The sequence below is a fragment of the Methanococcus maripaludis genome (assembly GCF_013760955.1).
Lineage (GTDB): Archaea > AGJL01 > Methanococci > Methanococcales > Methanococcaceae > Methanococcus > Methanococcus maripaludis_A.
Genome location: NZ_JACDUL010000005.1, coordinates 1 through 20,482 on the forward strand (window position 1 = coordinate 1; position 20,482 = coordinate 20,482).

At 32.7% G+C, this 20,482-nt stretch carries 21 protein-coding genes; 8 read left to right on the forward strand and 13 right to left on the reverse strand.

The features are described 5' to 3' along the window. Positions 1-180: 180 nt before the first annotated feature. Together HNP90_RS09090 and HNP90_RS09095 are read left to right on the forward strand one after the other, a co-directional pair. Positions 181-459, forward strand: a complete 279-nt coding sequence (locus tag HNP90_RS09090) for a DUF2098 domain-containing protein (protein WP_011977378.1) — start codon at positions 181-183, stop codon at positions 457-459. Between the two features lie 27 nt (positions 460-486). Continuing rightward, on the forward strand, positions 487-1,551 hold the full coding sequence (locus HNP90_RS09095) for a TIGR03576 family pyridoxal phosphate-dependent enzyme (RefSeq protein WP_011977379.1): 1,065 nt from the start codon (positions 487-489) through the stop codon (positions 1,549-1,551). 25 nt (positions 1,552-1,576) lie between these two features. Here the strand turns inward: HNP90_RS09095 and HNP90_RS09100 are convergent, their stop codons facing one another. The 3 genes from HNP90_RS09100 to HNP90_RS09110 all read right to left on the reverse strand — a co-directional run bounded on the left by HNP90_RS09100 (position 1,577) and on the right by HNP90_RS09110 (position 5,277). Then, positions 1,577-2,668 (reverse strand): 2-oxoacid:acceptor oxidoreductase subunit alpha, encoded by a 1,092-nt coding sequence (locus HNP90_RS09100; protein ID WP_011977380.1) that lies wholly within the window; start codon positions 2,666-2,668, stop codon positions 1,577-1,579. Between the two features lie 38 nt (positions 2,669-2,706). Continuing rightward, entirely contained in the window at positions 2,707-3,603 is an 897-nt protein-coding gene (locus tag HNP90_RS09105) for an RIO1 family regulatory kinase/ATPase domain-containing protein (RefSeq protein ID WP_011977381.1), read from the reverse strand. Between the two features lie 93 nt (positions 3,604-3,696). After that, positions 3,697-5,277 (reverse strand): DUF2254 family protein, encoded by a 1,581-nt coding sequence (locus HNP90_RS09110; protein ID WP_048060426.1) that lies wholly within the window; start codon positions 5,275-5,277, stop codon positions 3,697-3,699. Between the two features lie 128 nt (positions 5,278-5,405). Here HNP90_RS09110 and HNP90_RS09115 point away from each other — a divergent pair, with 128 nt between their 5' ends. After that, complete coding sequence (locus HNP90_RS09115; RefSeq protein WP_011977383.1) at positions 5,406-6,491, forward strand: 3-dehydroquinate synthase II; 1,086 nt, start codon at positions 5,406-5,408, stop codon at positions 6,489-6,491. A gap of 421 nt (positions 6,492-6,912) precedes the next feature. After that, on the forward strand, positions 6,913-7,683 hold the full coding sequence (locus HNP90_RS09120; protein WP_011977384.1) for a phosphoglycerol geranylgeranyltransferase: 771 nt from the start codon (positions 6,913-6,915) through the stop codon (positions 7,681-7,683). Positions 7,684-7,700: 17 nt separating this feature from the next. On the opposite strand, the gene HNP90_RS09125 is transcribed toward HNP90_RS09120, so the two are convergent. Genes HNP90_RS09125 through HNP90_RS09140 form a run of 4 tightly spaced genes read right to left on the reverse strand, consistent with a single transcriptional unit; the run spans position 7,701 to position 12,108 of the window. Beyond that, a complete protein-coding gene (locus HNP90_RS09125) occupies positions 7,701-9,437 on the reverse strand; it encodes a DNA-directed DNA polymerase II small subunit (RefSeq protein WP_011977385.1) in 1,737 nt (578 codons plus the stop codon). Between the two features lie 10 nt (positions 9,438-9,447). After that, positions 9,448-10,557, reverse strand: coding sequence for a hypothetical protein (locus HNP90_RS09130; RefSeq protein ID WP_011977386.1), 1,110 nt, complete (start codon positions 10,555-10,557; stop codon positions 9,448-9,450). Positions 10,558-10,585: 28 nt separating this feature from the next. Continuing rightward, positions 10,586-11,011, reverse strand: a complete 426-nt coding sequence (locus tag HNP90_RS09135) for a RecB-family nuclease (protein WP_011977387.1) — start codon at positions 11,009-11,011, stop codon at positions 10,586-10,588. 26 nt (positions 11,012-11,037) lie between these two features. After that, positions 11,038-12,108 (reverse strand): DNA cytosine methyltransferase, encoded by a 1,071-nt coding sequence (locus HNP90_RS09140; RefSeq protein ID WP_048060427.1) that lies wholly within the window; start codon positions 12,106-12,108, stop codon positions 11,038-11,040. A gap of 70 nt (positions 12,109-12,178) precedes the next feature. On the opposite strand from HNP90_RS09140, the gene HNP90_RS09145 reads away from it, so the two are divergent. Together HNP90_RS09145 and argH are read left to right on the forward strand one after the other, a co-directional pair. Further along, entirely contained in the window at positions 12,179-12,628 is a 450-nt protein-coding gene (locus HNP90_RS09145; RefSeq protein ID WP_011977389.1) for a CoA-binding protein, read from the forward strand. 41 nt (positions 12,629-12,669) lie between these two features. Further along, positions 12,670-14,115, forward strand: coding sequence for an argininosuccinate lyase (argH, locus tag HNP90_RS09150; protein WP_011977390.1), 1,446 nt, complete (start codon positions 12,670-12,672; stop codon positions 14,113-14,115). A gap of 12 nt (positions 14,116-14,127) precedes the next feature. On the opposite strand, the gene truD is transcribed toward argH, so the two are convergent. The 4 genes from truD to HNP90_RS09170 form a co-directional block, all read right to left on the reverse strand. Next, positions 14,128-15,297 carry a tRNA pseudouridine(13) synthase TruD gene (gene truD / locus HNP90_RS09155; RefSeq protein WP_011977391.1) on the reverse strand — a complete coding sequence of 390 codons (1,170 nt, stop codon included), beginning with the start codon at positions 15,295-15,297 and terminating at the stop codon, positions 14,128-14,130. 8 nt (positions 15,298-15,305) lie between these two features. Beyond that, positions 15,306-16,109, reverse strand: a complete 804-nt coding sequence (locus HNP90_RS09160; RefSeq protein ID WP_011977392.1) for a hypothetical protein — start codon at positions 16,107-16,109, stop codon at positions 15,306-15,308. A gap of 13 nt (positions 16,110-16,122) precedes the next feature. Beyond that, complete coding sequence (locus tag HNP90_RS09165; protein ID WP_011977393.1) at positions 16,123-16,614, reverse strand: PUA domain-containing protein; 492 nt, start codon at positions 16,612-16,614, stop codon at positions 16,123-16,125. Positions 16,615-16,748: 134 nt separating this feature from the next. Beyond that, the gene (locus HNP90_RS09170; protein WP_011977394.1) at positions 16,749-17,801 is read right to left on the reverse strand and encodes a radical SAM protein; all 1,053 of its coding nucleotides are present in this window, start codon (positions 17,799-17,801) and stop codon (positions 16,749-16,751) included. A gap of 68 nt (positions 17,802-17,869) precedes the next feature. On the opposite strand from HNP90_RS09170, the gene HNP90_RS09175 reads away from it, so the two are divergent. Next, positions 17,870-18,712: a helix-turn-helix domain-containing protein gene (locus HNP90_RS09175; protein WP_011977395.1), complete on the forward strand. Its 843-nt coding sequence runs from the start codon at positions 17,870-17,872 to the stop codon at positions 18,710-18,712. A gap of 118 nt (positions 18,713-18,830) precedes the next feature. On the opposite strand, the gene HNP90_RS09465 is transcribed toward HNP90_RS09175, so the two are convergent. Together HNP90_RS09465 and nikR are read right to left on the reverse strand one after the other, a co-directional pair. After that, positions 18,831-18,959: a hypothetical protein gene (locus HNP90_RS09465; RefSeq protein ID WP_011977396.1), complete on the reverse strand. Its 129-nt coding sequence runs from the start codon at positions 18,957-18,959 to the stop codon at positions 18,831-18,833. Between the two features lie 100 nt (positions 18,960-19,059). Beyond that, positions 19,060-19,485 carry a nickel-responsive transcriptional regulator NikR gene (gene nikR, locus HNP90_RS09185; protein WP_011977397.1) on the reverse strand — a complete coding sequence of 142 codons (426 nt, stop codon included), beginning with the start codon at positions 19,483-19,485 and terminating at the stop codon, positions 19,060-19,062. A 118-nt stretch (positions 19,486-19,603) separates the two neighbouring features. On the opposite strand from nikR, the gene HNP90_RS09190 reads away from it, so the two are divergent. Next, entirely contained in the window at positions 19,604-20,479 is an 876-nt protein-coding gene (locus HNP90_RS09190) for an MJ0548 connectase family domain-containing protein (protein WP_011977398.1), read from the forward strand. Positions 20,480-20,482: the final 3 nt, after the last annotated feature.

Sequence of the window (20,482 nt, forward strand, 5' to 3'; positions counted from 1 at the left end):
TGACATTTGGTTGCTATCTAGGTTTCACCTAGATTGTAGGCTTACATCGCACCTGAGTGTTTCAGTCAGGTGTTCACTTCAATTGCATAATATGCAAGTGATATGGATAGTGCAATGTTTTTAGGTTTAAAACGATAGTATATATTTCACACGAATGAATATTAAAAATGAGGTGATTCTATGACTCTTGACCGTAATGGTAAACTCATAGAAATCGGTTCCTATGTAAAATACATCAACACAGGAACGCATGGAACCGTCAAATCAATTAAATCAGAAAACGATGAAGAATGGGTTCTTTTGGAAAATAATATATTTTACAAACCCGAACTTCTAGAAGTTACAGATCACAAAAAAATCGAAAAGAAAGAATCAGAAGAAGAGCTGATTGAAAAAATAATCGGAGAAGAAATTGACCTCGATGCTGCGGAACGCGGTTGCGGATGTGGAGCAGGTTAACATAATTTCAATTATCAAGGTGTAGTTATGGACAGTCTTTCAGAATTAAACCGTGTAAATACCGCAAGAGAAATACTAAGAAAAAAAATAAATGATACTGGTAGAACCAGCATTTATGACTTAACAGGACTTTGTGGCGGATTTGAAATATGTGAAGAACATTTAAAATTAATTGAAACGTATGTCGGACCCGCCATATTTTCAGAAAAGATAACTAACGCTGGATTAAACCATTTATCGGGGAATTCTGAAATCCATAACGTAGTATGTTTTAACAGGACTTCTTCAGCGATATTATCTACAATTATGGCTCTTTCAAAGTCGTTTAAGAAACTGGTTCACTACGTTCCAGAAAAACCTGCACATCCATCAATTCCACGAAGTTGCGGAATTTTTGGAATGGAATACTTTGAAAGTGATTCATTGGAAGAAATCATATCAAAAATTGATGAAAATACATTAACAGTGATAACCGGGGCTACAATGGATCATAGAATAGTTTCCGATGAAATTGCTGGAAAAATAATATCTTATGCAAAATCTAAAAATTCTCCAGTATTTTTTGATGATGCATCAGGTGCTCGCCTTAGAAGACTTTATGGAAAATTTCCTGCTCTTGAAATGGGTGCAGATCTAGTTGTAACCAGTATGGACAAACTCATGGAAGGTCCAAGAGCCGGCCTTCTCGGGGGAAATAAAAATTTAGTTGATCAGATCTATTCTGAAGGCATGAAATTTGGACTTGAAGCACAGGCTCCGATAATGGCCGCAGTTGTAACTGCCCTTGAAAACTTTGATCTAAATACTTTAAAAAATGCATTTGAACGTGCAGAAAAAATAGATCTAGCTTGTTTTGAAGCTGAAAAACTTGATTATGAAAAAACTCCGACAGGATTTATAATAAAAAATCCGTCAGAAGAAAAATTAATCGAAACTGCACTAAAATTACTTGAAAACTATGGAATAGTTACAATTACCGCAGCAGGTATGCCTGGTGCAAGTAAAAATATAAGAATAGACTTCTGTTCAAAAGATGCAGAAAGAATTTCTAACGAAGAGATAATAAATGCGATTTTAAATTCTTTAAAATAAAAATAAAATAACTTTTTTAAAATTTTTAAATTAATTCTTTTAATTCTTCAGGCCTGTGGAGTTCTCCACCGATTTTTCCACAGCCTACTACGTCACATTTTGCGTATTTCATGACTTCTCCAGAAATCTGCCCTAAATTCATTTCAGGAACTATTATTTTTGATGCTTTCAATCCTGCTATCAATTTGTCTGGAAATGGAAATACTGTTTTTAACCGGATGTATCCAACGTCCTGTCCTTGTTCCCTTAAAGATTCGACCGTGTATTTTACAGTTCTTGAAGGGGTTCCGTAACAGATGAACATTGTTTCGCTGTCCATGTACTTTCCTTCATATAATACAATATCATCTTTATTTTCCAAAATTTTATTGCAAATTCTTCTGACTAGTTTGTCGTGTGTTTCTGCTGAAACATCAGGGTATCCGTTTTCACCGTGCGTTAAACCCGTCACGTGAACATTGTATCCTTCACCAAATGTTGGCATTGGAGGAACTTGCTTATCAAATGGATATGGTTTATCGCATGGTTTTTCTGCCGGTTTTTCACGGTTTATTACTTCAATATCATCGTGTAAAACTACTTTTTCTCTCATGTGCCCTAAAATTTCATCTGCCATTACAAAAACAGGTATTCTGTATTTTTCTGCGTAATTGAAAGCAATCATTGTAAAATCATACATTTCCTGAACTGATGATGGACATAACGCGATAGGTTCGTAGTCCCCATGACTTCCCCACCTAACTTGCATCATGTCTCCCTGAGCTGCTGCGGTTGGCTGTCCTGTTGAAGGGCCACCCCTTTGAACATTTACTAAAACGCAAGGTGTTTCAGTCATGTAAGCGTAACCGATATTTTCAAGCATTAAACTCATTCCAGGGCCACTTGTTGCAGTCATCGATTTTGCACCTGCCCAGCTTGCACCGATTATTGATGCAATACTTGCAATTTCATCTTCCATCTGCGAATAAAATCCGCCGATTTTTGGAAGTCTTTTTGCCATTCCTTCTGCAATCTCGGTTGAAGGGGTGATTGGATATCCTCCAAAAAACCTGCATCCTGCCTTTATTGCACCTTCAACACATGCCATGTTTCCCTGCATGAAGTTAACTTTTGTCATTAAATCACCGAAATATCCGTAAATTATTGAAAAATCCATTAAACATTTTCGCTACTAATATCTCCAAGAACATAATTATATAATTTATCCACGTCTTTATCGATTCCGTACTTTTTAAAGTATCGAAGCACGTTTTCAATATCTCTTTTTAAGTAGTATTCTTCATCGTATTCCACTTCTTCAAATGGCAATTTGTCCAATTTTCCTTTTTTTCCAACTTCAATTGCTTGAGGCCAGTCAATAATTACAAAATCGCCTTCTGAATCAATCAATATATTAAATTCACTTAAATCTCCATGAATAATTCCTAAATCATACGTTTTTTTAACTTCTGCCATTAATTTCCAAAAAAATTCTTCAGGATCCACATTTATCTCGAGTAGATTAACACGCTTTAATTCTTCCCCGTGAAGTTTTCCCATAATTATTGCATGCCGGTTCTGTTCGATTGGTTCAGGAACTTTTACAACTGGAAAAAGCATGGTTAAAACTTCAAACTCTCTTGCAGCGGTGAGCCTTGAAGCATAAAGCCAGCTGATATGTCTTTTATTTGCAAGATATTCTCTGTATCGTTTTCCCATTGAAAAACAGGTTCTTCCAAGCTGGTGGAATTTCATAACCGCTTCACGGTGATTCGTGAGCATTACGTGATAAACATCCCCTTCCTTTCCAACGCCCACTTTTCCACCAATTCCTGCAATTAATTCCTTTTTTATAAATGCATTCATTGCTAAAGCGTCATAGCCCCAGTGAGAGAGCCTGTATCCATAATTAGACTTGTTAGTAAACTTAAATTTATTCAATCTTCCGAGCCTGAAAACTACTTCTTTTTCATGAAATCCCGTTTTTCGTCTTAAATCCTGAATAGGTACCCATTCGTGATTTTTCATTGAAATTTCAATTATTTTTAAAAGTTTCCAGTCGTTATCTTCCATTTCCCTTATTGAACTTAGTACTTTTTCGATTTTTTCACACTTTTATTTTTTAATACTACTTTTCCATGGTGCTATAAAATTTTAAGTATTATATTATTTTGAAATTTTTTCCAATAATTGTTCTCTTAACTCGTCTGCATATTTTATTTTTTCAGTATTATCGATATTTTCAATAATATCGCCCAGTCCAAAGATTCGTTTGAAATTATTCTGTGAAATATCCCAAATTTCTGAAATATCCGATAAAATCTTATCCAACGCCTTTTCATTTGTTTTTTCATATGTTGAATCTAAAATTACTCCGTAAATTTTCACGATTTCTTTTAAATAATCGTTTAACTGTTCATTTTCTACATTTTCTTCTTTTGTTTCAAAACTTAATTTTACGAAATTTTTCAGTGTTTCTGAAGTTTGAATTGTAATTTCTGATAAAAATTCTGAATTTTCATTTTTTAGTATAAATTCAGTTGCAGGTTTTGAAAAACTATGCAGTGAATCCAAAATCAAAGTTGCAGCTGCTTCATTTTTCAAAATATCTCTTGACTTTAATTTTTCTAAAATAACTTCAAAAGTTTTTAAAATTTCAGAATACATCATAATTTTGAACTCTGTTTGTTCCGGACTTATTTTTTCGTTATTTTTTGGTTTTGAAAGTATAAATTTTATAATATTTCTAAGTTTTTCAAAAACAATATGAATTAACTCTTTTTCGTCTGCATTATCAATCTTTGATTCAAATTCCTGTGCATACAAAAGCCCGATTTTTTTAATTCCTTTTAATGCCCTTAAAGATAAGTCATAGTTTCGTTTAAGTTCGTACTTTGAAATTTTTTCAAGCGAAATTATTGCCTCTCTTGAAATAGAAAATGAAGTTCCGTAAGCATTTAATCCTAAATTTTTGAGGTTATCGATGTAGCTTTCGAAGAATTTTTTATTTTTAAACTTACCTTTTTTTGCTAAAACTGAGTAGTTTGCTCCAAGAAGAATTATTCCATTTCTTGCAGTCATGTAGTGATCAGATTTCAGACTTTTTTCAATTATGTAATAAACTGTTCTCAGCGTGTTTTTTGGTATCTTTCTTGCAGAGCGGTAATCTTTATTTTCAGAGTCGAGAGGTTTGTAATTTTTTATTTCGCTTTTTGAAATAGAATTTATCAAACTTTCAATAACATTTTCAGGCTTTAATCCATTGATCGTATTTTTCATGTAAGGTATGAGTATTAAAAAGTCGAAATAAACGAAAAAGAATAAAATACCGATTAAAATAAAGTACGGTACTTCATATCCTCCAATAATAACCGGAATTCTTGCTGTTGGCATGAAACCAAGTATCAAAACTTCGTAACTCATTGAAACGATATATGCTATTATAAATCCCCAAAACGATTTATTGAGTAATAGATGCGTAATTCTCGTTGAATACTGCTGGCTTACCATCTGGATTGCCACAATTGATATCGACGCAACAATTCCTACAATTGCCCCTTGAGTTTGCGGTAGAGTACTTAAAATATATCTTAAATTTTCATCAAAACCTGACCCCCACGCAAAATAAAACAGGGAGTAATAAGCAAGCACTGCTGAAACCGTTGCAATTACGAGTACCTGAAACCATTCTTTTGAAAATAGGTAATTCATAGTATAAGAGCAATTTTTACAAATCTTTGAGAGCATCCTAACCACTAGCATTTTGTTTAATTAAATATACTAATTAATTATAAATAAAAATATATAGATTAAATACATATCAATTCAAGAATCAATACGGCGTATTTGGTTCAAAATATAGGCATGGTGAATATATGAAATTTGGATGGATAAAAACAACGGGAAACGATTCCGAAGAGAGAATAGACTCTGTAAAAGATGCTCTTGAAAGTTCAATTCCTGGAATCTTGGTCAAAAGGGAAGAAATAAACTCGGTAAGGGAACTTGGAAATATAAAGATTGTTTCTGATAGTCTCGATGCAGACGTTGTATTAATTAATAAAGGGGAAGATTTGGAGATTTTAAAATCTGCAAAACTTTCTGGAAAGGAAACTGCAGTTTATGTTGTAATAAATACTAAAGACGATGAAATATACGCAACAGAAGTAAGCAAACTCGATTTTGTCGATTACGTTATTTTGGAAGGAAGCGACTGGACAATTATTCCTCTTGAAAATATCATCGCAGATTTATTCGGAGAAGAAATAAAACTCGTTTCAGTTGTAACTAATGTAAAAGATGCGGAAGCTGCATACGAAATTTTGGAAAAAGGTGTCGATGGAGTTGTTTTGATTCCAAAAGATATCAACGAAGTAAAAGATTTCTCAAAATTAATCGAAAGAATGAATTCTGAAAGCGTAAAACTCGACTATGCAACGGTTACAAAAATCGAACCTGTCGGAAGTGGAGATAGGGTATGTATTGACACCTGCTCAATGATGGAAATGGGAGAAGGAATGTTAATTGGATCATACTCAAGAGGAATGTTTTTAGTCCATTCAGAAACCGTTGAAAACCCATATGTCGCTACAAGACCATTTAGGGTAAATGCCGGACCTGTTCATGCCTATATCTTGTGCCCGGAAAATAAAACAAAATATTTAAGCGATTTAAAAGCAGGCGATAAAGTTTTGGTCGTTAATAAAAACGGTGAAACGAGAGAATCTATTATCGGACGCGTAAAAATCGAAAAAAGACCACTTTTCCTTGTTGAAGCAGAATACAACGGAGAAAATTTAAGAACAATCCTCCAAAATGCAGAAACAATCCGTCTAGTTGGAGAAGATGGAAAACCGGTTTCAGTTGTTGATTTAAAAGTTGGGACAAAAGTGTTGATAAAACCTGATGAAAACGCGCGACACTTTGGAATGGCGATTAAAGAAACCATTATAGAAAAATAATTTTAATATTTACTTTTTTAATTTAAAATAAGAAAATAGAAAAGATTGTTATCGATTTTTAGAATTTTATAAATCTTTTAAGGTATACTTTGTAAGCTACATGTGACATTATAGCCAAAAATGCCGCATAAGCTCCCAAAGTTACCATTATTATCTGTTCCATATTTTCACCGTATCTAACTATCCACTAGTGGACTAGTATGGTAATTCTTTGCAGGATATAAACCTATTTGTGATAATCATTATTATTTATCATATTTTTATAAATCAATTATTTGCCTTTTTTTACCATTCTGATTGAAAAATATCCATATTTGGATAAAATCTAAAAGAATACGTCTTAAAATTATACCTAAATTAATAAATAAATGAAATATCATAACGTCATGAAATCAAAATTAAGACATTATAGAGGGCCATTATGCAGATAAAAATTGGTGAAGTTGAATCGAAATTAAATAAAATTATCGAAGAAGATGGCGCAGCTTACTTCGTACTTATCGACCCTGATGAAAAGAACTACCGAGAAATCGCAAATCACGTTAAGAATTACGCTGATGCGATAATTATCGGGGGAAGTATTGGAATAATCAGCCTTGATGAAGTTACAAAAGAAATCAAAGAAATCACGGGCCTCCCAGTAATTTTATTCCCTGGAAACGTTGATGGCGTTACAAAAGAAGCTGATGCAGTATTGTTCATGACTTTGATGAATTCAAAAAACACGTACTGGAACATGACTGCACCAACACTTGGAGCCCTCACAATTAAAAAATACGGACTTGAAACACTCCCAATGGCCTACCTTGGAATTGAACCAATAAGTAAAACTGCTGTTGGATTTGTCGGCGAAGTAAATGAAATCCCGCAGAAAAAACCTGAAATTGCGGGAATTTACAGCCTTTCAGCATCATACTTTGGAATGAGGTGGGTTTACCTTGAAGCTGGAAGCGGTGCAGAATATCCGGTAAACAACGAAATGATTGGAATTTCCAAAAAATTAAGCGGAATAAATATCATCGTTGGCGGAGGAATAAGAACTCCAGAAGTTGCTTACGAAAAAGTCATGAGTGGTGCAGACGTAATTGTAACCGGAACTTTAACTGAAAAAGACCCAGAAGCAGTTAAAGAAATGAAAAAAGCGATTAAAAAAGCTGGAATGGATAAATTAAAAATGTTATCTAAAAAATAAAAAATAAAATAAAAAATTTAACTTATTTCGATTTTTCCCTGATTCCATTCGATTATGTGAGTTTCTTTTTTGGATAAATCCTGTATCGGAACAATTCCAGGCGTAGGCTTGATGCCCATTCTCTTTTGGAAATCGGTTTGTTCCTGAAACGTACCGCTGTTTATCATCCTAACCCCGTGATAATTACCATATCCGTTGATGTGAATGTGTCCGGTGTGGAAAATGTCAGGTTCTGTGTGTATTGCAAGGTAATCGATATGTTCTGGAGCTATCGGGCACCTTCCACCGTATGTAGGACATAAATGCCTTCTTTTTAAAAGTTCTTTCATAATTGATGGAGGGTTTGTATATTGGGCTACTGAAATCTGTCCGATAATGTCATCAAAACTTCTACCGTGGTACAACAACAAATCAAGGCCGTGAATGTTTACAACGCCAGGATTTCCAACAAAAGTTACATTTTCTTTTGGAAACAGACTTGTTATCGATTCATCAAACGTTGGCTGCGGTTCCGCAGGTCTTAGCGCATCGTGGTTTCCCGGGGAGATTATGAATTTTATATGTTCGGGAACCTGCTCTAAATAAGCTGCAATTTCCGCATACTGCGAAAGTATATCCACGTCATAGAGGTCATACTCCTGACCGGGATAAATTCCAACTCCATCCACCAAATCTCCTGCAATTGAAATATATTTCAATCTACTTACTATTTTTTCTTCTAAACCGCTATTTACTTCCCCGTTTAAAAATTTGATGAATTTTGCAAATACCTTGTTTGAAAACTCGTGGCTTCCAACGTGAACGTCTGACAAGAATGCAGTGTATATCTTTTCGTCCGTTGTTTTCGTAGGTTTTGGAGTAATATCTGGCCTAAAAGCCCTATCAACAAACATTAAGTCTCCTTTATCGTTAATAGTTCCCTCAAAACCGATTACTTCATCTAAAAGAACGTCTGATGGAAGATCTCCCTTGTCCATTTTGTCTTTCATTAAAAGAAGTCTAAATGTTCCATTTTCGTCTTCGAGTTCGATCATTTTATGTCCGTTTTTAGTGGAATTCACATCCGACACTATTCCTGCGATGAAAACTTCATTTTCCTTTTTTCTCCTAAATAGCTGGTTTAATGGGTATGCTTTTTTTTGAACCTTTAATTCGATTATTTTTCTTAAAGTATTGCATCTATCCTTGAAATATTTTACAAAGTCATCGAGTGTTCCCTCACATGTTGATTTTCCAGTAACATCGTATTCATCGTAAACGTGTATCTGTGCATCGATATCTTTTGCATAGTAGTTTATTTTATTATTAACACTTTCTCGAATAGACCTTATCTCTGAAAGTCTTATTTTTCGCTCTTCTTCCAATTTTTTATGTATTTCATCAAGTTCAGGTACTTCTTCCTCGATGTCTTCAAAATCGAGATCGTAAGCTTTAGTTTCTTTTTTAATTTCCTTTTCAACAGGTTCAAAATCATCCGTTTGTTCGATAACCTCCTGATTTTCTGATATCACTTCATTTGACGTATAGTATGCTAAAAAATCGAATTTTCCGTATTCTTCAAAAATATTTTTTAAATTATTTCCCAAAAAAATGTTTAAAAAATGCGAATCAAGGAGTATAAAATCGTCCTTTTTACTTTTAAATTCTTTTATCTTATTAAATAAATCTGAAAAATTTTCTTTATCAAGATTTTGAATTCTTGAGTAGGAATCAGGGGCTAAAAGTACCTGAATGTTTAAAAAGTCGTTTATCATAATTTCACGGTTATTCTGATTTTTTTACATGTCTGTTAATGTTTTGGCATAAGTAATCAAGAGGATGTATTATATCTTTCCTTGAACAGGTTGAATCAGGCCTACAGTAATATCCAAGACCCTTTCCACCATCATCACGCCAGTTCTTGCAGTACTCGCAGTGCGTAATATGGTTTGCAACTTTGTACCCAATATTATGACTTATATAGTATTTAGTTTTTTCAACATCGAAATCCCCGACAGATTTAAAAATATTTATTATTTCGTCTAAAAAGCGTTCAATTTGATCTTCTGTTGCGATATCCTGCGCACTTTTATTTGTAAGAGTCCCTTCTTCAATTGGCCTTAAATTAGGATCGAATTGAGACACGAATCTATAAACTACAAAACTACGCCTTGCGTAGTGCGAAGGAGAACCCCCTGAAAGGATATCGTTTAAAATTTCCCTCATGCATGGCGGATGCCAGTCTTCAGGGATTTCTCCAGAGTACTCTTTAGTACTTACCCGAATTCCGCTTTCGATATTATAGTCTATCTTAATTTCTGAAAATGCCTCTTCTGCTTTTTTCAAGAGTAAATCCTTTATTTCCCTCGGCATTTGTGCATTTCGAACCTTGTCAACGTAATTCTTAATTTTTAACCTTATTTTTTCGAAATTATAGATTGACTGCCTTTTTTGATTTAATAAAACGATGTCCCCTTCAAGAATCATTCTCTCAAGGTGTAAATCGTTATTTCTCGAATTTGCCGCAACATCGATAAAATCCCAGATATTTACTCGCGAATCCTCGTTTTCCAGAGGTATTTTTTCTGCATATTCTTCTGCAAGCTTTTTGATGTAGATATTGTGATTTTTAGAGTTTGCTGCAAGTATGAGTGTCAAATAATCTATTTTTTCTGAAAATATTTCAATATCTCCAGTACTACATATACTGAGCAGATTCTGGTATTCTCTTGAAAACTCCAAAAATTCTTTTTCGTTATCTTCATCTGATATTTCAAGGTTTTTATTCCAGAATAAAAGTTTTAACCGATATTTAATTAATTTAAGGTTTGAACTATCATTTATTTCATCAATCAAATTCAAATCCCGAATACTTTCCATGTTGTCTAGAAACACTAAAATCACAGATTAATTAAATTATAATTTATTCGTTCATTTTGTAGAGGAAAATTGCAACTTCGCCAATTGCGCCGATGTTGTTCTCCAAAATATGCATTGCAGTTCCTTTTTCGAGTTCCTTTTTTGTAAAACCTGAAGAGTTTCCTGAAAAAATTACTAAATCCCTTTTTCCAATTGATTTGAAGTCGATTTTCTCGTTTGCAATTTTACTGTCTGCTATTAATATTACCCTTTCAGGGTTTAAAATCTCTACTGCGTCATCGATATCTTCGAGAAACATTAAATTTTTATTCAATTTTATCGCCATTTTCTGAGCGATCGGAATTCCATTTTGGGCCGCTGAACCTGTTGCTCTTGTAAATATTACTGAATCGAGTCCCATTCCAAAAACTGTCTTTGTAAATTCTTCTATCTGTTTTGAACTAAATGTGTTGTGAAGTGCGATAAACATGAAATCCACCTTTTTTATTTTATCTTTTATTTGTTGTTCAAATATTTTTTAACTTCTTTTGCAATTACCAGTGAAAGTGAAGGGGGAACGCTTTCCCCAACCTGATTGTACTGGGCAGTAATTCCGCCTGCAAAAATATGGGTGTCTGGATAACTCATGAGCCTTGCCTGTTCTCGAACAGTTAAAAGCCGATCTTCCTCATGATGTATAAATCTCCTCTTTCCCATTACAGTTTCAGAGTTTCCCTCCATTGAAAGTCGTATATAATTATCCAAAAACCCGCCGCACGCCTTAAATTTGACAGCTGAACCGCCAATTTTAATTTTATGAATATCTTTTGCAATTTTTTCTGGGAGCGGATATTTTTCATTATTCAATGCATTTCTATCAATATTTGATAAAGCGGTTTTAACGTCTACATTGTCAGTTTTTTCAAGATTTAATGGAATATTTGAAACAATTACCCGTTTTCTAAGTGAGGGGTTCCCGTAATTTTCAGAATCGAAAACATGAAAGTATATTTCATCAAAACCGACTCTTGAAAACTCTTTTTCCAAATGTTCTCTGGTTTCGTAGTTTAAAATCCCTGGAACATTTTCCATTACAAAAACTTCCGGAGAAATATCTCCGACAATTCGAATGTATTCTAAAACCAGTCTTCCAACAGGATCTCGATAAAGCCTGTTGAATGGGATCTTTTCACGCTTTGGATTTGCACCCGTGTATCCTTCACAAGGTGGCCCCCCAATGATTAGATCAATTTTTGAATCAGAATTATTATTAACTATATTCGATATGTATTTTGAATTTATTTCCCTTATGTCCTCATTGATTACAACAGGATTTAAATTTTCATAATTATTTAATTTTTTAAATTCTTCGATATCATCTTGTACTAAAAAATCTTCGAGTTTAAAATAGACTTCTTTTTCTAAAATTTCATTTAATTTTTTTTCAAAAACCGTTCCGTTGTAATTTAAAGCATAGGAATTTGCCGCGTTTTCATCCAATTCAATTGCCAAAAGTGGTTTAAATCCCATTTCAACAAATCCTCTCGAAAACCCGCCACATCCACAGAATAAATCAATAAAATTCATTTTTCCCACGTAAAAATAAGTGCTGATAACCATATAATTGTGATTACCTATAAAAATACATGGTGCTTAAATGACTCGTTTAGATCAGTTGAAAAATTCAAATTATGGGAAAATTTTAGAAGATTTAGAGATTAAAAAACTCCTCAATTCTTCAAAAAATATTACAATCGTTGGAATTTCAAAAAATAGTGAAAACCCGAGTTTTTTCGTTTCTAAATATCTGATAGAATCTGGATTTAACGTTTATTTAATAAATCCAAAATATTCTGGCGAAAAAATATTAAATCATCATGTTTATTCAAATATTTCCGAAATAAAAGAAAAAATAGACATTGTATCGATATTTGTAAACCAGTCAAAAACCCTTGCAATTGCCAAAGAAGCTGTTAAATTAGGATTTAATGCATTCTGGTTTCAGCTTGAAACTTCAGATAAAGAAACTGTAGATTATGTTTTGAAAAACGGTTTTGATGTTGTTTTGGAAAAGTGCATTATGGTAGAACATCAAAAATTTTTATAGTTTAAAGAAATAGTTATTTTGATTTAAAAAAGGTGACTTTGATGAACATTTTAAGAAGGGGAAGACTTGGAAGCAACGTCAAGGAAGACGTGATGAAATTCACTACAAGCCTTGAATTTGATAAAGAAATCTTTGAAAGCGATATTTTATGCGATATTGCACACACCACGATGCTTATCGAACAGAATGTGATTTCAGAAGAAAACGGTAAAAAAATAATCGCAGAACTTAAAAAAATAGCAGAAAAGGGCATGGAAAACCTTGATCTCGATCCATCACTTGATGACATTCACATGGTAATTGAAAGTGAACTGATAAAAGAACTCGGAGAAGATGTTGCAGGTAGGATGCATACTGGAAGGAGTCGAAATGACGAAGTTGCAACTGATTTGAGGCTCTCCTTGAGGAAAAAAGTTCTTGAAATAATTGGCCATTTGATTACAATGGAACAAAATATGCTTAAAGTTTCAAACGAGCATAAAGAAACCCTCACTGTCGGATACACGCATTTGCAGCAGGCACAACCTGTAACTTTCGGACATCACATTTTAAGTCATGTTTCAGCAATTGAACGGGATATTTCAAGGTTTTTTGATACTTACAATAGGATAAATATCTCGCCTCTCGGATGCAGTGCGATGGCGACAACAGGATTTAATCTCAACAGAAAAAGAACCCAAGAACTTCTAGGATTTTACGACATTATTGAAAATTCAATGGACGGGGTGTCTTCAAGAGATTTCATCGTTGAAACAATGGCAAATATCTCGATGCTTGGAACAAATTTATCAAAAATTTGTGAAGAACTCGTTGTGTTCTCGAGTGCCGAATTTAACACGATTGAAATTGCAAATGAATACACTTCAACTTCTTCGATAATGCCTCAAAAAAAAAATCCGGATGTTGCTGAAATCACAAGAGCAAAGCTTTCAACGTTAAATGGAGAACTCGTAACAGTTTTAACAATCATGAAAGCGCTTCCAAACACGTATAATAGAGATCTACAAGAAATCAGTCCGCATCTTTGGAAAAGTGTCTATACACTTATAGACTGTATTCAGATGGTTGACGGAATGATATCAACTATTAAAGTAAATAAAGAAAGAATGAAGGAAAACGCAGAGAAAAACTATTCTACTGCAACAGAACTTGCAGATACCCTCGTTAGAGAATGCGGAATTGCGTTTAGAATGGCGCACGGAATTGTTGGAGAACTCGTGAAGAGATCCATTGAAGAAAAAGTTGAAATTAAAGAAATAATTTTAGAGGTTCTTGAAAAAAACAATCTCTCTTTAAGTCAGGAAAAAATTGATACTGCGCTCGATCCTTTTGAAAACGTCAAATTAAGAAATGTAATCGGTGGACCTGCACCAGAAGAAGTGGAAAGGGCAATATCTTCATTTAATACAAAAATTTCGACACATAAAGAAAAATTGGATGAAAAAATTGCTGAAGTAAATACTGTTAATAAAAATCTCTTAAAATAAATATTAAAAAAATTATAAAATACTAAAAACCCTTTTTAAAATTATAGTTGCATAGCTTCCCTTCTTTAAACTAAATTCTAAAGCTATTTTATATTTTTTCTGGTTTAATTCGTCAGATTTGAACGTTCCAGTATTAACATCTTCAGGAATTGAAATAATCGGTCTTTTCGTGTATTTTAATTTTCCAAAGTCCATTTTTTCAAAATCTGAAAATTTAATCCGTTCCTTCTTCAAAATTGCATTTATTATCTTTTTTTCTGAATCGCTGTATTCCACATCTGAAACTATCGTTGGAAAGTCCAATTCTTTCAATTTATCAAATAATTCTTCGCCAATATTTTCATAAAACAGAAATGTTCCACAGCAGTAATCGACATATTTTCTATTTTCCTGCGGAATAATCTCTTTTAAAAACTCTTTTAAGCATTCATTCCAGAGGTAGCTTTGATATGCAGATATAAAAAGCTCTTTCAACCGATTATCCATATATTTAAACGATTTTTTAAAATCATTTTCATATTTTAGCGATTTTACCATGTTTCTAAACATTTTACTTTTTATCTGCTTTTTATCGATGTATTTTAGGCATTCGTCCCAGTTGCCCCAATTTTTATCGATAAATCTTTTTAAATCTTTTATTTGCTTTTTTTCACTTTTCGTATAGCTTGTTAAAAGTATTTTAACGACTTCTTCATAATTTCCCTTCAAAATTTCCTTTGCTATAAATTTACCGTTAAATACACTTCCAAATCTCTGTTCATCGTAATAATTTGGTGCGCCCAAACTTAAAGCTCGAATATTATCTGCAATTTTTAAAAATTCATTTTTATCAACAGCCCTTGCGATAATTTCAAACCGATTTCCGTATAATTTTCCAATTTTTAGCGGTTTTTTAATAGTTCCGACATATTCAAGCTTTAAATTATCTTCGTCGAGAGATAATTTACCATATTCATTTGGAATGGAAACGTACTGCGTTGTAATTGCGTGTCTATCTTTTAAACCGCAATAACCGATTTCTTTTGTTGGAACTTCAAAATTTTTTGAAAGGTACGATATCGCTTTTAAATTTTCTATTCCATTTTTTTGAAGTTTATATAAGGAATAATTTCCAGAATCATCCAATTCATACTCTAAAATCTCATTTACAATGAAATCTTCGTGTTTTTGTCTAAATTTCATAATATCCCTTATTGAATCATGTTCATTTGATCTATTTCTTTTAAAATATCAAAATCTTTTCTTTTTACAGCAATTTCTCGAATTTTTTCAATTATTTTTAAATTTTTACCGCACAATTCGCGATATTCCTTGCAATATTCCAAAATATCTCTGTAATGATCTTCAATTAAACTTTTATTGTATTTTGACAATTCGTATGCCACAAGTCCTTTTAATATCGATTCTTTTGAAAATAAAAATACAGGATGCAGCCAGAGAACTAATTTTTCATCTTCGTGTTCCATTACGTTTTCTATTTTTTCTAAATCCATGAATACATCGATATATACTAAAACTTCTGAAATATTTGAATTTTCCGAGATTTTCTGAACTATTGATTCCAGATTTACATCGAATTCTGAAATTTTAATGTCGAGTTCTTCATCAGACAGTTCATTCCACTGGAGTATTCTTTCCCTGTGTTCGTATGACGCCGTCGAAAACGTCTTTAAAATAACTTCGAAAGTATTATCTACAGAAAAACTGTAATCGTCTGCTTTTCGCGAAGAAAGATGTATTATCATGATTCCATCGTCGATGTGCTTCAAATTTACCTTTCTAAGGGAATATTTTCTATTTGTTGCTTCAAAACTTGGTAATTCATCGCAATCCAATAAATTTTTTATAGAATACCGTTTACCAGTTTCATTCCAGAGATTAAATCCTTTGAATTCGATGTCGAGTGTTTCTGCCATTAAAAGATCTCTTGAATATTCATCGATATTCTTTAAAACGTCCTTTAAAATCTTATTTATAAGTTGTTTAGACTCCATTTCAGTCACCAATTTATCCGCCGTGCCTTAAGTACCATCCACGATCCATTATATTTTTAATTAATTTTCCGTTGTATTTTCCAATTCCGAGTAATTCCTTGTTTTCATTAAATACTGCGACTTTTCCATCCCCGACGACTTCGATAATTGAGGTATCGAAAACGTCTCTTTCATAGAGGAATAGACTTTCACCTTTTTCATTTACCCGTGCATAATTCTTTTCAATGTACTTTGAAACCATGTTTATACCTTCTAATGAGGGTAAAAACTTTTCTTTTCCAGAGATTTCTTCGAGTTCGCCGACATTTATCCCTACACTGTAAATATCCTTGTGATTTTCTAGAGATTTAAGAACCTTGGAACTTACGTAAACTACGTTTTTTGATTTTCCTTTCAATAATAAAAAATTCTTAAAATCAAGTTCTTCAGCTTTTTTACCGATGTACCTCGAAATAGCCGCTTTTATAGCACTGATTTCTGATTCTTCGAGCTTTCTGTGTTTCATAATATCCCGCTTAAATTAGATCATTTATAACTATTTAGAATCTGTAACTATATATAACAAATTATAAAAAAGTCTGGATGGGTTTGTTGTTCTTTTAGTTATTTTAAATTAGTTAAAATAATAAATAAATTAAATTATTTTTGAGATCTGCGAATCGTTGTTTTAACATAGCTTTCTATTTTTTGATCGATCTGTTTTGAAAGGTTGTTTACCATTTCAAGATTTTTTTCAGAGATATCTATTTTTTCAGGCATGTATTTTGTTTTTTCAAGCGTTTTTACACCTTTGAGTACATCAAGGTCTGAAAAACTGCTGTAAAGTTCTCTTCCTGTTGATAATATCTCATTTTCTACCGTTTTTCCTTCTTTTTTGCCATAAATTGAAAAAAGTGGGAATTTTGTAATTACATTTGATCCCGCCATTACGAGCGGTCCGATGTTTGTTAGTTTATCAACCCAAGTTCCAGATATTATCTTTATTTTTGGGAAAGTTAGCCTAACACTTGAAACCCAGTTCATGTATTCGAGTGTTGTTACAGAGGTTTTTCCTTGAAAGATTGTTTCATCCTGGGGATTTAGGGAGTAAAAGGTAATTCTATCAAGATTTAATTCTTCAATTAAATTTAATAATACTTCGATATCATCTTCAGTTTCGCCCATGCCCAAAATTATCGTAATTCCTGTTTTAAGTCCCATATCTTTTGCTTTTTTCAGCATTTCTTTCGTGTTTGATAGTGGTTTTCCAGGACACAATTCTTCGTGTAATTTTGGATTTACGGTTTCTACTGCACCGACGACCCCTTCAACGTTGTTTAAATTTAAATTTTCGAAATCAATTATCCCAACATTTAGATACTGTTTTGCCTGCTGAACGTACGAAACCATTTCGATAGTGTCGTTTAATTCTTCAGTTTTATACCCATATCCACCAGAAATAAATTCAAGCTTCCATCCAATTCTTTTCATGATTATGCTTTCTGCTAAAATGGATTCAGGCTTTCTTCTTGCTTTTAATGGGTCTTTTATCTTTTCTTTTTGTGTCGACATGAAGCAGAATTTACAAGGGTTTTCTAAATTACAGTACCACCCTAAAAAAAGGGCCCTTTCTAAACTAGTAATGTTTTCGTGGTGTTTTTCCATTAATTTAAATGCCTTAATTGAATTTTCTAAAATCTCCGTAGAATTCATAATATCTCCTGATAAATTTAAAATACTTGAGTAAAAGATAATAATATACCAATATTTGGGGGCTGTCCGTGAACAAATTATCTGAATCTGATTTAAGTGTGACATTGAATATAAACTATAGAGGTAAGCATGTCACAAAAACTCAGGTCGAAATATTGAAATTGGTTTCTGAAACAAAGTCGCAGAACAAAGTTGCGGAAATTCTAGGAATACCTCCATCAACGGTAAATATTCAGATAAAAAGGCTTGAAAATAAGTTAGATTTAAAATTAATTCATTCTTCTCCTGCGGGAACTATGTTATCCGATGATGCGGAACGTATTGTATCTTTTTACAATGCATACCTTGAAAGAACTTCAAAAGAAAAATTTATTGCATGTGGATTTATAAGTGGAGAAGTTGGGAGACTTCTTTTCGACGATGTACTTGTTTCATCATTTTCCAATGTTTTAAAACTTTATAAATCAAATTTAACGAGTATTGTTGGAATTGATGACCCCTACTGGAGTTACAGGCTTGGTGATCCAGTTCCGGTTGCATTTGACCACTTTGTAATGGTTTCAAAGGATGAATTTGACCATAAAAATCTTTTAGGGGTTAACTATTCAGCCCACAGGATCGTTTGGAAAACCCTTAAAAATGAAAAAATAGATTTTAAGGTAGCAAAAGTTGTAAAAAACCCATTTTATGCGATAGACCTTTTAGAAGAAGGATACAGCATGTTTTTGAATACCTGCCTTTTAAGATATGTTAAAAAAGATTATTTAATCGAAACTCCGGAGTATTATGATAAAACAAGACATACAATAAACTTTATTTTAAATAATTCGATTTTAGAAAATGAATTTGAAGAATTGCTATATAAAAAACAGAAAGAAATAAAATCTGCAGGTTTTGAACCTATTTTGTAATTTTTGAAATTATTTAAAATTATCTAATAACTATTTTCGAAATTATTTGTCCAACAATTGGTGAAACAAAGTATGCTGTAGGGAACGCTATAGAGTACCCGATTAAAAGTACCTTTGGTCAAAATGCTAAAACTTCGAAACTAACTCCACGATTTACCGGCGTCATTGCCAAAGACATTACTAATGCCATTGCATCAGACATCAATAATGCAAATGTTACTCTTTCGTATTTTTTGGGGATTATCATCTATTCACCGTGTAAATTGATCTGAAATTGGATTTAAATAAAAAATAATAAAAAGAGTGTATGTTCAAAGTATAAAAAGTTAAAATAATAACATGTTTAGTTATTGAGGAATGTTTCCGCCTGGAACCATTACGGTAAGTTTTACCTGTTTTACGCCCTTTTGTGACGTAAGTTTATCGGTTAAGTCCTTAATGTCTGATGCATCCCCTTTAACGAGAACTACCTCCATACAGTGGTCGTGATCAAGGTGCATATGAATTGTTGCAACGATTAATTTTTCATAATCGTGCTGTATTGTCGTTAATTTCTCCATCACGTCAGTAGAGTGGTGATCATAGATAATACTGATCGTTCCAGCCCTGTGACCTTCTAGACTGTGAATCCATTTATGTTTTATTAAGTAATCCCTGATAGAGTCCCTTATGGCCTCACTTCTGCTTGCGTAGCCCCTTTCTTCGATTATTTCATCGAACTCTGCAAGCAAGTTTGTAGGTAATGAGATACTTATTCTATCCATGTCTACCATTTTACTCCTCCCCTAATTTCTTAACTGAACATTACATGTACTAGATAGTGACTTTGTAATATTTGATAATATCTTAAGAGTACTATTTAAATATTATGTAATAATAAGGTGAAAAACTTTGAGCGTTGTTATTGGATATTATGGAAAAAATGGAGCCGTTATTGCAGGCGACAAAAGAAATTTACTATTTAACGGAATTGAAAGTAATAGGGAAAAGCTTGAAGAGATTATGTACTCCGGACAGCTTAGAACTGATGAAGAGTTATTAAAAAAAGCTTCTGAATTTGATGTTAAGATCCATATTAACGATACGCGAGAAAAAGTTAAAAAATTTGGAAACGTATTATCTGGCGAAGTCCTTTCAATCGGACGGGAATCTAAAAGAAGGAGAATGTACCTTACAAAGGAAAAATGCGTAATTCTCGATATTGAAAATGATCAGATAACTAATAAATCGGTTAAAAACGGATCTGGAATCGTTGTATTTGGAAATAGATATATAAAAAATCTTGTTGAATCAGAAATTAAAAAACACGTTCAAAAAATTTTAAAGATGAGTGCCAAGGAAATCAGTGCACTATTTGAAAAAATCCTAAAAAATATTGAAAATGCAACGTTAAGTAATGAGTTTGAATATTACTTTGTTGAAACTTATGAGAATAACCTTGAAAAAGTAATTGAAAATGATTTAAATGACCTTTTCAACTACAGAAAAGAATTATCTTTAAAAATGGTTGAAATGCAAAAAGTAATGATGATTGCTGATAAAATTGTAAAAATCGGGGATGTCGGGGAAATTGAAAATGGAAACTTAGTTCTATACGATGAATTCCTCGCAATAGATAAAATATGTCCTGAACCAACAATATACTGTGAAATAGGAATTACTGGCGAATTTGCTGAAGGGGATATTATAACAATAGATAATGAATCTTTAAAAGTAAAAAGAACTGGAAGTCCTGTCGTAGTTGAAAAGATAATCTGCAGAAAATAATAA

Bases quoted from the DNA above. Each gene is read 5' to 3' on its own strand.
- HNP90_RS09465 (WP_011977396.1), bottom strand. From the start codon at position 18,959: ATGATAATCCCCAAAAAATACGAAAGAGTAACATTTGCATTATTGATG.
- HNP90_RS09140 (WP_048060427.1), bottom strand. From the start codon at position 12,108: ATGAATTTTATTGATTTATTCTGTGGATGTGGCGGGTTTTCGAGAGGA.
- HNP90_RS09100 (WP_011977380.1), bottom strand. From the start codon at position 2,668: ATGACAAAAGTTAACTTCATGCAGGGAAACATGGCATGTGTTGAAGGT.
- HNP90_RS09090 (WP_011977378.1), top strand. From the start codon at position 181: ATGACTCTTGACCGTAATGGTAAACTCATAGAAATCGGTTCCTATGTA.
- HNP90_RS09120 (WP_011977384.1), top strand. From the start codon at position 6,913: ATGCAGATAAAAATTGGTGAAGTTGAATCGAAATTAAATAAAATTATC.
- HNP90_RS09115 (WP_011977383.1), top strand. From the start codon at position 5,406: ATGAAATTTGGATGGATAAAAACAACGGGAAACGATTCCGAAGAGAGA.
- HNP90_RS09160 (WP_011977392.1), bottom strand. From the start codon at position 16,109: ATGGAGTCTAAACAACTTATAAATAAGATTTTAAAGGACGTTTTAAAG.
- HNP90_RS09105 (WP_011977381.1), bottom strand. From the start codon at position 3,603: ATGGAAGATAACGACTGGAAACTTTTAAAAATAATTGAAATTTCAATG.
- argH (WP_011977390.1), top strand. From the start codon at position 12,670: ATGAACATTTTAAGAAGGGGAAGACTTGGAAGCAACGTCAAGGAAGAC.
- HNP90_RS09170 (WP_011977394.1), bottom strand. From the start codon at position 17,801: ATGAATTCTACGGAGATTTTAGAAAATTCAATTAAGGCATTTAAATTA.
- HNP90_RS09165 (WP_011977393.1), bottom strand. From the start codon at position 16,614: ATGAAACACAGAAAGCTCGAAGAATCAGAAATCAGTGCTATAAAAGCG.
- HNP90_RS09110 (WP_048060426.1), bottom strand. From the start codon at position 5,277: ATGCTCTCAAAGATTTGTAAAAATTGCTCTTATACTATGAATTACCTA.
- HNP90_RS09135 (WP_011977387.1), bottom strand. From the start codon at position 11,011: ATGTTTATCGCACTTCACAACACATTTAGTTCAAAACAGATAGAAGAA.
- nikR (WP_011977397.1), bottom strand. From the start codon at position 19,485: ATGGTAGACATGGATAGAATAAGTATCTCATTACCTACAAACTTGCTT.
- HNP90_RS09125 (WP_011977385.1), bottom strand. From the start codon at position 9,437: ATGATAAACGACTTTTTAAACATTCAGGTACTTTTAGCCCCTGATTCC.
- HNP90_RS09095 (WP_011977379.1), top strand. From the start codon at position 487: ATGGACAGTCTTTCAGAATTAAACCGTGTAAATACCGCAAGAGAAATA.
- truD (WP_011977391.1), bottom strand. From the start codon at position 15,297: ATGAAATTTAGACAAAAACACGAAGATTTCATTGTAAATGAGATTTTA.
- HNP90_RS09145 (WP_011977389.1), top strand. From the start codon at position 12,179: ATGACTCGTTTAGATCAGTTGAAAAATTCAAATTATGGGAAAATTTTA.